This is a genomic window from Variovorax sp. CCNWLW186, from assembly GCF_037203865.1.
Classification (GTDB): domain Bacteria; phylum Pseudomonadota; class Gammaproteobacteria; order Burkholderiales; family Burkholderiaceae_C; genus Variovorax.
Map to the genome: position 1 here is coordinate 263,211 of NZ_JBBCBO010000007.1, position 10,389 is coordinate 273,599.

Genomic DNA, 10,389 nt, shown 5'->3' on the forward strand with positions numbered 1-10,389 from the left:
CGCCACGGAGAACCTTAGCCGCGACTCAATTCCACGCATGCCTGCAAGGAAAAGTGCGCGTTCTCAAGCTGGCTTGTGAGGCGTATGAGTTCCTCGGAATCGAGGCGGTGCGCCTCGACACGTAGAAGTCGCAGCATGTTCCGCGGCCCATCAGTCAAGCGCGACTGAGCATCGATCGACAGCCAGCAATACAGCGCTGTGAGATTGATGGCCTCATTCGACCATCGTTGTTGAAAGTGCGACACCAGCCCGTCCACGTCATGAGCGTATCCATCTCTTCGTGCTTCGAGTTCTAGGGCTAGGCCACGCGCTGCATTTTTGGTTACCCCATCCTCACCGAGAATCAGGCGACGGCCCAACTGCAACTGGCACTCTGCGTGACCGCGCTCGGCACCCAGTTTCAACCACTTCATTGCCAATTCGGAATGCTTCGCAGACAAGCTCGAACGCTTGACTTGGCGGATCAACCCGGTCATCAGACACATTGCACCGGAATCCCCTCCCTGCGCTAGGGTAAGCAAGCGCTCCATTGGCCCGTCCAGCGGATAGACGAACCCCCCGTCGGGCTGAAGCACCTGCAAAGCGACGTGCGCTAACTCGAGCCCTTCGTCCGCCAGCAGCCTCCATCGCTTCTCGCGTTGACCAACTCCGGCCGCGGTTGGGTAACGGCGGCTAGGACGATTCCATTGGGACAGTTCGCTGAACAACTCCAATTCATAAGTGGCCCGCTGCTCGACACTCAGCAACTCGGCACGTCGAGGATCAAATGCGCGCAAATTGAGGCGAGGAAAGTACTCACGTGTCGATTCGTACAGCATCATGCTTGATGCGGCAAAAAAAACCGCTCCCGCGAGCAACGCTGGCCACGGCAACGACAGATACTCCCGCGTTTTCATTCAACGGCTAATGGCAGCAATTTCAACATTCCCCGGGCACGATCGGCTAAGTTCACGCCATCCGATAACCGACCATTCCTTGGAATTGCGCGCCAACTCATACCCGTGATCGTAAGAACCGGCTTCGCCAGGGATAGGCAATTGAATTTGCACACGGCGACCGATCAACCGTTGAACACGCGGGGAATCCGTATCACAGAATTGCCGACCGGCTATTTGCAATTGCAGTCTACATACAGTGCCGGCATCCGCCTGGAATTTCCAATAACTCCCGGAGACCAATTGATTTATTGAACTTATAGCAACAGGAAAATTTTCAACCGTCGCAGCACCCACTCCTCTCTCATCGATTCGAATTGAAAGATAATCTTCTATTTTTTTTGGATTGCACAAAACAGCCGCACCTTCGCCACCCAGTGCGCTTAACTTCAAAAGCAATTCATCAGAATTCGCAGTCGCAAGATCAATGCGAAATTTTGGCAATGCCGTAACCATCGCCAAGATCGCCACAATAAACAAGGAGAATATTTTTAATGCGCCAAGCAGCCGCTGTGATATTTTACCGAACGGCACATCACGTTGCACAACCAGCATGTACCCTGCTGCACTTCTTGCATTCATTCCTTCTCCTGATCATTCACACATGGCGTTCGTCCCACTGTGACGCTTGCTGGCGCTCAAATAATATCAGGGAATCAAGATTGAAATAAATCGGCGATCTATTGTTTACAAATATGAATTATTAATGGAATTCAACAGATAGCTAATAAACCGCTAGCCCTACGTCAATTCGAGTGCCACAGCGGTGCCTTCGCCGCCGCCGATGCACAGCGTGGCCACGCCGCGCTTCTTGCCGCGCGCCTTCAGCGCATGAATGAGCGTGACCATGATGCGCGCGCCGCTGGCGCCGATGGGGTGGCCCAGCGCACAGGCGCCGCCGTTCACGTTGACGATTTCGTGCGACACGTCGAGCTCATGCATCAGAGCCATCGGCACCACGGCGAAAGCTTCGTTCACTTCCCACAGATCGACGTCCTTGACCGTCCAGCCGGTCTTCTTGAACAGCTTGGCCACGGCGCCGACCGGCGCAGTGGAAAACCACTCGGGCTGCTGCGCATGCGTGGCATGGCCGACGATGCGCGCGATGGGCTTGGCGCCGATCTTCTTCGCGTGCGACTCGGTCATCATCACCAGCGCCGCGGCACCGTCGTTGATCGACGAGCTCGATGCGGCGGTGATGGTGCCGTTCTCTTTCTTGAACGCGGGCTTGAGCGTGGCAATCTTGTCGAGCTTGACCTTGCCCGGACCCTCGTCGATGGAAATGACGGTGTCGCCGCCGCGGCCCTTCACGGTGACGGGCGTGATCTCGTCCTTGAACGCGCCGGACTCGGTGGCCGCCTTGGCGCGCTGCACGCTGGCAATGGCAAAGGCGTCTTGCTGCTCGCGCGTGAACTTGTACTTGGCGGCGCAGTCTTCGCCGAAGGTGCCCATCGAGCGGCCCGGCTGGTAGGCGTCTTCGAGGCCGTCGAGCATCATGTGGTCATAGATCTTGTCGTGGCCCATGCGGTAGCCGCCGCGGCCCTTGAGCATGAGGTAGGGCGCGTTGGTCATGCTTTCCATGCCGCCTGCCACCATCACCTCGTGCGTGCCGGCCAGCAGCAAATCATGCGCGAGCATGGCGGCCTTCATGGCCGAGCCGCACATCTTGCTGAGCGTGACCGCGCCCGCGCTGTCGGGCAGGCCGCCCTTGTAGGCCGCCTGGCGCGCCGGCGCCTGGCCTTGGCCGGCCATGAGGCAGTTGCCGAACAGCACTTCGCCGACGCTGTCAGGTGCAATGCCGGCGCGCTCCACGGCGGCCTTGATGGCGGCGCCGCCGAGGTCGTGCGCGGAGAGGGAAGAAAAGTCGCCCTGGAAGCTACCCATGGGGGTGCGGGCGGCGCCGACGATGACGATGGATTCGGACATGGTGATCTCCTTCGGAAAGTTGAAAGGTGTCGCGGTGGACCGGGGTCTCAATCAAAAATGCGTCGCGTGTCCGTCGTGCGGAAACCGCTGCGCTTCTTCGTACGGGAACACATCGAGCATCTGCCCGGCCTGGATGCGTTCCTTGTGGTGCTGCCAGAAGGCGGCGTCGAGCAGGTCGGCGTGGTGCGCCATGAAGGCTTCGCGCACCGCGTCGTTGCCCAGCAGGAAAGGGCCGAAGGTCTCGGGAAACACGTCTTTCGGGCCCACTGAGTACCAGACCTCGCCGCTCATCTCGTCTTCCTCGTTGCGCGCCGCGGGCACCTTGCGGAACTGGCAATCGGTGATGTATTCGATTTCGTCGTAGTCGTAGAACACGACCTTGCCTCCGCGCGTGACGCCGAAGTTCTTCCACAGCATGTCGCCAGGAAAGATGTTGGCGGCCACCATGTCCTTGATGGCGTTGCCGTATTCGACGACCGCGTGTTCCAGCTGCTCTTGCGCGCGCTTGGCATGCGCCGGGCTCTCCGGGTTGGCCAGCGTGTCGAAGGCTTCCTGCAGAAAGATGTTGAGCGGGATCATGCGGCGCTCGATGTAGACGTGCTTGAGCACCAGCTCCATCTCCCCGTTGCCGTCGCGGTCGGCAATCTCGAGCTGGCTGGGCGCGAACTTCTGGATTTCGTCGATCAGCTCGGGCTCGAAGCGGTCGAGCGGAAAACCCACGTCGCTGTACTCCAGCGTGTCGGCCATGCGGCCGACGCGGTCGTGCTGCTTCACCAGCAGGTACTTGCCCTTGATCTGCTCGCGCGTGGTGTCTTTCTGCGGCGGATAGAAGTCCTTGATGACCTTGAAGACGAAAGGAAACGAAGGCAGGTCGAACACCAGCATGACCATGCCCTTGATGCCCGGTGCAATGCGGAAGCGGTCGCTCGAATAGTTGAGGTGCGAAAGAAAGTCGCGGTAGAACAGCGTCTTGCCCTGCTTTGCGAGGCCCAGCGCGTTGTAGATTTCAGCGCGCGGCTTGCGCGGCATGAGCGAGCGCAGGAACTGCACGCACGCCGAGGGCACTTCCATGTCGACCATGAAGTAGGCGCGCGCAAAGCTGAAGAGCATCTGCAGGTCGTCTTCGCCGAAGAGCGCCGCATCCACGTAGAACTTGCCATGCCTGTCGTGCAGTATGGGCAGCGAGAACGGCAGTTCGACAAAACCGTTCATGATCTTGCCGACCACATAGGCGCCCTTGTTGCGGTAGAACAGCCCCGACAGCACCTGGATCTGGAAGTTGGCGCGCAGCTTCACCTGGTGGAAGCGCCCCATGATCGCGTGCGCCACGCGCTCGGCATCGCGCCGCTTGTTGGCAAAGCTGCCCTGCAGGCCGTAGTCGTCCAGCATCTGCTCGATGGTGTCGGCCAGCGTGTCGTGCGATGGGTAGTAGGGCCTGTACGTGGGCGCGCCGCGCGGCTCGATGTATTCGGTGCTGATGGCCGGCCGAACGAAGATGAAGTCGTTCTGAAAGTAGGCGCGGTGCAGGATCTTCGTCGTGACCGAGTTGAAGAAGCTCTCGGCCAGCTCGGGCTGGTGGTGGTCCACCAGAAGGCCGATGAAGTGCAGCTTGACCTGGTGCCACACCTCCATCGGCTGGTCGCCGGCCTTGAACTCCTTCTCGAGCCGGGCCACGGCTTCGTTCACCCGCAGGTCATAGAACTCGATGCGCTCGCGCTGCGCGCGCTGCTGGCCGTGCCAGTCGGCCGTTTCAAAGCGATGCTTGGCACGGGCCGATTCGGCGCGGAAGAGGCTGTAATGGCGGTTGAACCCATCGATCATCGCCTTGGCGATGTCGTAAGCCAGCGGCGAATCGAGGCGCTGCGGGAACATGGGTTCAGCCGGTTTTCGTTTCGTCGCCTGCAGCGGCCTGGACGGCTTGTACGGCTGAAATGGCCGGAATGGCTTCAACGGCGATTCCGTCGGCGCCCGCCTGGCCGGACGGCGACGCGCCCAGCGGCTTGCTCCATTTGTAGCGAATGCGCTGAACCGCCGCCTTGTACACCGCGTCCAGCGGCTTGGCGCCGTCGACGTTCAGGCCCAGGTCCTGCAGCAGGCCGTCGTGCACGCCGAAGGTCCAGCCGTGGATCTTGACCTTCTGGCCGCGTCCCCAGGCATCGACCATGACGGTGCTGACGGCCACGTTGACCACCTGCTCGGCCACGTTGAGCTCGCACAGCGCATCGACGCGCACGTCTTCAGGCAGGCTGTCGAGCATCACGGCGTGGCGGTCGCGCACGTCCTGGATGTGGCGGATCCAGTTGTCGGCCAGGCCGATGCGCTTGCCGCTGAGCGCCGCCTTGACGCCCGCGCAGCCGTAGTGGCCCACCACCATGATGTGCTCGACCTTCAGGTGCTCGACCGCGAATTGAATGGCCGAGAGCGCGTTCAGGTCGGAATGCACCACGATGTTGGCGACGTTGCGGTGCACGAACACCTCGCCGGGCTCGAGGCCGGTGATCTGGTTGGCGGGCACGCGGCTGTCGGAACAGCCAATCCACATGTAGCGCGGCGTCTGCTGCTTCACCAGGCTGGTGAAGAAGCCGGGCCGGTCGCGTTCCATTTGTGCGGACCAGGCACGGTTGTGGGCAAAGAGGTCATCAAGATTGTCGGACATGGCGTGATTGTCGATGAGTCGTGATTCGGATGCGGTGTGTCTTGGGTACCCTGTCAGGCTGCCTTGGCCGACCGCTGGGCCTTGGCCAGTGCTGCGCGGCCTTTTTTCTCATGCTCGCGCACTTCGGCCAGGTTGGCCTGCAGTTCGGCAAGCTGCTCTTCCAGCTGGGCGCGGTGCGCGCCCAGCACGCCGAGAAACTTCTGCAGCTGCGCCACGGTGTCGCGCGGGCTGTCGTACATGTCGAGGATTTCCTTGGCCTCCGTCAGGCTCAGGCCCAGCCGCTTGGCGCGCAGCGTGAGCGTGAGCCGCGCCCGGTCGCGCGCGCTGTAGACGCGCTGCATGCCGGCCCGCTCCGGCGTCAGCAGCCCCATGTCTTCATAGAAGCGAATGGCGCGCGTCGTCAGGTCGAACTCCTTCGCGAGCTGGCTGATGGTGAAGGTTTGCGCGGACATGTATGTCTGGAATCGGTCGAAGAGCCATCCGGAGGGGCGTTGCGGTGGCGACAGCAGGTTTGCCCCGGTCTCCCTACAATGGTGCCCCTAACCATGACGTTTACGTAAACGTCAATCTTACATGAACCTCCTCGAACGCGAACTCCACTACCCCCTGGGCGACACCCTGCCCGCGCCTGGCGAAGCACTGGAAGTCGCGCCGGGCGTGCGATGGATCCGCATGCGGCTGCCGTTTGCGCTCGACCACATCAACCTCTGGCTGCTGCGCGACAGCATCGACGGCGTCGAGGGCTGGACCGTGGTGGACTGCTGCATTGCCCACGACGAAGCCCGCGCGCAATGGGAGCAGGTGTTCGAAACGCAGCTGCAAGGCCTGCCGATCCTGCGCGTAATCGTCACGCACATGCATCCCGACCACATCGGCCTGGCCGACTGGCTGTGCAAGCGCTGGAACGCGCCGCTGTGGATCAGCTCGACCGACTACCACGTGGCCCGCGTGCTGACCTCCGCCGGCGACACGCTGGCCGGCGGCGACCAGGCCGCCAGCTTCTTTGCGTCGCATGGCCTGACCGATCCGGAGGCGGTGGCCAAGATTCGCGCCCGCACCAACTACTACGCCAACATGGTGCCTTCGGTGCCCGATCGCTTCACGCGCATGATGGACGGCGACACGGTCACCATCAACGGCCACGCCTGGCGCTGCATCAGCGGCTACGGCCATGCGCCCGAGCACATTGCGCTCTACTGCGACGAGCTGAAGCTCCTGCTGGGCGGCGACATGATGCTGCCGCGCATTTCGACCAACGTGAGCGTGCATTCGGGGGAGCCCGAAGCCAACTCGCTGCGGCTCTTCCTGGACAGCATCGACAAATTCAAGGCGCTGCCCGCCGACACGCTGGGCCTGCCTTCGCACGGCAAGCCGTTCACCGGCATTCACCGCCGCGTGGACCAGCTGCAGGAGCACCACCGCGACCGGCTGGCCGAACTGCTCGAAGCCTGCACGGCCCGCCCGCTGACCGCGGCCGAGGGCCTGCCCATCCTGTTCAAGCGCGAACTCGACCTGCACCAGATGACCTTTGCCATGGGCGAGACGGTGGCGCACCTGCACCTGCTGTGGTTCTCGGGCCAGGTCAGGCGCGAACTGGGGCCGGACGGCATCTACCGCTTCGGAGCCCGCAGCGCCGCGGCGTAGGGATTTAGACTTGCCGGATGGACACGCTGGCTGAGCTGCGCGCCGGCCGGCTGGCTGGCGCCAAACGAATCGATCTCTCGTGCGGACTCACGGAGTTTCCGCGCGAGATTTATGACCTGGCGGACTCGCTCGAGGTCTTGAACCTTTCGGGCAACGCGCTCAATGCGCTGCCCGACGATCTGGACCGGCTGCACCGCCTGCGCGTGCTGTTCTGCTCCGACAACCGCTTCACGGAGTTGCCTGAATCCATCGGCGGGTGCGAGGGCCTGGAGATGGTCGGCTTCAAGGCCAACCGCATCCGCAACGTGCCCGCTGCCGCGCTGCAGTTGCCCTCCCTGCGCTGGCTGATCCTGACGGACAACCAGGTCGAGACGTTGCCCGAGACCATCGGCCAGTGCACGCGAATGCAGAAGCTCATGCTCGCCGGCAATCGACTGCGCGCGCTGCCGGAATCGCTGGCGGCCTGCAGCCAGCTCGAACTGCTGCGCATCTCGGCCAACCGCTTCGAGGCGCTGCCCGGGTGGCTGCTCTCGCTGCCGCGCCTTTCATGGCTCGCGGGCGCGGGCAACCCTTTCGATGCGCAGGCCGAAGACGCTGCCATTGCGGCGCAATCGGTGCCGCACGTCGACTGGCGCGATCTGGCGCTGGGCCTGAAGCTCGGCGAAGGTGCATCAGGCGTCATTCATCAAGCAACGCTCGGCCCAGCGTCGCAGCCCGTGGCCGTCAAGCTGTTCAAGGGCGCCGTGACGAGCGACGGCTGGCCCCACAGCGAAATGGCCGCCAGCATCGCAGCCGGCGCGCATCCGACATTGATTGCCGCGCAAAGCCGGATCGACGGTCACCCGGAAGGCACCGAAGGCTTGGTCATGGCGCTGGTGGACCCATCTTTTCGCACGCTCGCGGGCCCGCCGAGCCTGGCATCGTGCACGCGCGACGTCTACGCGGCCGATGCGCAATGGACTTCCGACGTGGCGTTGCGCATTGCGCGCGACATCGCGTCCGCCATGCAGCATCTGCATGCGCGCGGCATCTTGCACGGCGACCTCTATGCGCACAACATCCTGTGGAGCGCACAGGGCGACGGGCTGCTCGGCGACTTCGGCGCTGCCTGGATGACCGGCGCGCTCGCCCCGACGCAAATCGGGGCGTTGCAACGGCTGGAGATGCGCGCCTTCGGCTGCCTGCTGGAAGAGCTGCTCGACCGCTGCAGCGACACACCACCGGAGGCCATGGCCGCATTGAAAGACCGCTGCATGCAGCCCGGCGTGGCGGCGCGGCCGTCGTTCGCCGAGGCGTTGTCGCTGCTCCAGGGCGAGCTCTCGCGATGACAGGGCCACGCTTGCCGCTGCCCACGCGCGACGGGGTCGGCCCAAGCTGCGTCGGCCTGCCGCAAGGCCACTGGCCCACCATCGTCGAGTTCTTGATCGAACGCTTTCCGGCGATCTCGCGCGAGGCCTGGATGGCGCGCATCGAGGCCGGTGACGTGATCGACGAGCACGGGGCGCCCGTGACCGCGCAGCGCCGATACCAGGCACCGCTGCGCGTGTACTACTACCGAACACTCGACGCCGAGGTGCGCATTCCATTCGACGAACAGGTGCTGTTTCAGGATGACCAGCTCGTGGTGGTCGACAAGCCGCCCTTCCTGCCCGTAACGCCTACCGGTAAGTACCTGCAGGAAAGCCTGCTGGTGAGGCTCAAGCGCAAGCTGAAGCTCGACGACCTGGTGCCGCTGCACCGCATCGACCGCAGCACGGCGGGGCTGGTGCTTTTTTCGGTGCGACCCGGAACCCGGGGCGCCTACCAGGCCATGTTTCCCGAGCGCCGCATCGCCAAGCACTACGAAGCCGTGGTGCCGTGGCAACCGGGCGTGTCGTCGGTGCCCGGCACCTACTGCAGCCGGCTGGTCGACGACGAGCATTTCATGCGCGTGAAGGAAGAAGCCGGCGAGCCCAATTCGGAAACGCGCATCGCCGTGGAGCAGGAGGCCGATGGTTACGCCCTGCTGAAGCTTTCGCCGGTCACCGGGCGCAAGCACCAGTTGCGAGTGCATTGCATGGCGCTGGGCATGCCGATCGTCAACGACCCGATCTACCCCACCCTGCTGCCGCCCGACAGCGACGACTTCGACAAGCCCTTGCAGCTGCTGGCCAAGTCAGTGGCGTTTCAAGACCCCGTAAGCGGCGAGCTGCGCACTTTCACGAGCCCCCGGAGCCTGTCGCTGCCGCCAAGGTGACGCGCTGCGCGCACGCGGCGCACTAAGCTCGTTTCCTGAAATCTTTCATTCAGGAGACACCTGCACCATGGACACCACCCAACTCTTCTCGCTGAAGGGCCGCAGCGCCTTGATCACCGGCGGCTCGCGCGGCATCGGCCGCATGATCGCCGAGGGCTTTCTGGCCCAGGGCGCGCGCGTGTACATCTCCGCCCGCAAGGCCGCCGCCTGCGACCAGACCGCCAAGGAGCTTTCGGCGTTCGGGCATTGCGTGTCTTTGCCGGCCGACGTGTCGACACTGGAAGGCGCGCAGGCGCTGGTCGATGCCTATGCCAAGCATGAGGACTCGCTCGACATCCTGGTGAACAATGCCGGTGCGGCGTGGGGCGCGCCGTATGACGAGTTTCCCGAGAGCGGCTGGGACAAGGTGGTGGACCTGAACCTGAAGACGCCCTTCTTCTTGACCAAGGCGCTGACGCCGATGCTCAAGAAGGCAGCGACCGATCACTTGGCCAAGGTCATCAACATTGCTTCGATCGACGGCATTTCAGTGAACCCGCAGGAGACTTATTCGTATGCGGCGAGCAAGGCTGGGCTGATTCAGCTGACTCGGCGGATGGCGCTGCGGCTGGCGCAGGAGCGGATTGTGGTGAGTGCGATTGCGCCTGGGGCGTTTGCTTCGGACATGAACAAGCTGGCGCGGGACCATGGGGATGAGGTGAAGGAGCGGATTCCTGCGGGGAGAATTGGGGTGCCGGAGGATATGGCTGGGGCGGCTATTTATTTGGCCTCTCGGGCGGGGGACTATGTGATGGGGTCTACGTTGGTGGTGGATGGGGGGGTGACGCACGCGCGTTGAGTCTTTTGCTTCTTTGGTTTTTTTGAGTTCCGAGGCCGGGTCTCGCCCCGGCGGGCGACTCACTTTCTTTGCTTCGCTGTATGGACCGGGGACGTGGGTCACAGGTGTGCGAGGACATGGGAAACACTTTCGAGGTCGATACGACCGAGGAAGT

The 10,389-nt window shown here is 63.0% G+C and carries 10 protein-coding genes; 4 read left to right on the forward strand and 6 right to left on the reverse strand.

Going from position 1 to position 10,389, the window contains the following annotated elements; all coding sequences use genetic code 11:
- Positions 1-14 precede the first annotated feature (14 nt).
- The 6 genes from V9K97_RS11710 to V9K97_RS11735 form a co-directional block, all read right to left on the reverse strand.
- A complete protein-coding gene (locus V9K97_RS11710) occupies positions 15-821 on the reverse strand; it encodes a hypothetical protein (protein ID WP_337318151.1) in 807 nt (268 codons plus the stop codon).
- 75 nt (positions 822-896) lie between these two features.
- On the reverse strand, positions 897-1,517 hold the full coding sequence (locus V9K97_RS11715) for a hypothetical protein (RefSeq protein WP_337318152.1): 621 nt from the start codon (positions 1,515-1,517) through the stop codon (positions 897-899).
- 159 nt (positions 1,518-1,676) lie between these two features.
- A complete protein-coding gene (locus V9K97_RS11720) occupies positions 1,677-2,861 on the reverse strand; it encodes an acetyl-CoA C-acyltransferase (RefSeq protein ID WP_337318154.1) in 1,185 nt (394 codons plus the stop codon).
- Positions 2,862-2,912: 51 nt separating this feature from the next.
- A complete protein-coding gene (gene aceK / locus V9K97_RS11725; RefSeq protein WP_337318155.1) occupies positions 2,913-4,733 on the reverse strand; it encodes a bifunctional isocitrate dehydrogenase kinase/phosphatase in 1,821 nt (606 codons plus the stop codon).
- Positions 4,734-4,737: 4 nt separating this feature from the next.
- Entirely contained in the window at positions 4,738-5,517 is a 780-nt protein-coding gene (gene can, locus V9K97_RS11730) for a carbonate dehydratase (protein ID WP_258502507.1), read from the reverse strand.
- A 53-nt stretch (positions 5,518-5,570) separates the two neighbouring features.
- Positions 5,571-5,969 carry a MerR family transcriptional regulator gene (locus V9K97_RS11735; RefSeq protein WP_157616072.1) on the reverse strand — a complete coding sequence of 133 codons (399 nt, stop codon included), beginning with the start codon at positions 5,967-5,969 and terminating at the stop codon, positions 5,571-5,573.
- Positions 5,970-6,090: 121 nt separating this feature from the next.
- On the opposite strand from V9K97_RS11735, the gene V9K97_RS11740 reads away from it, so the two are divergent.
- The 4 genes from V9K97_RS11740 (at position 6,091) to V9K97_RS11755 (ending at position 10,235) form a co-directional block, all read left to right on the forward strand.
- A complete protein-coding gene (locus V9K97_RS11740; RefSeq protein WP_337318157.1) occupies positions 6,091-7,161 on the forward strand; it encodes an MBL fold metallo-hydrolase in 1,071 nt (356 codons plus the stop codon).
- A 17-nt stretch (positions 7,162-7,178) separates the two neighbouring features.
- Complete coding sequence (locus V9K97_RS11745) at positions 7,179-8,489, forward strand: leucine-rich repeat-containing protein kinase family protein (protein ID WP_337318159.1); 1,311 nt, start codon at positions 7,179-7,181, stop codon at positions 8,487-8,489.
- A complete protein-coding gene (locus V9K97_RS11750; RefSeq protein WP_337318161.1) occupies positions 8,486-9,397 on the forward strand; it encodes a pseudouridine synthase in 912 nt (303 codons plus the stop codon). The genes V9K97_RS11745 and V9K97_RS11750 overlap by 4 nt, the downstream gene beginning before the upstream one ends.
- A gap of 67 nt (positions 9,398-9,464) precedes the next feature.
- On the forward strand, positions 9,465-10,235 hold the full coding sequence (locus V9K97_RS11755) for an SDR family oxidoreductase (RefSeq protein ID WP_157616076.1): 771 nt from the start codon (positions 9,465-9,467) through the stop codon (positions 10,233-10,235).
- Positions 10,236-10,389 lie beyond the last annotated feature (154 nt).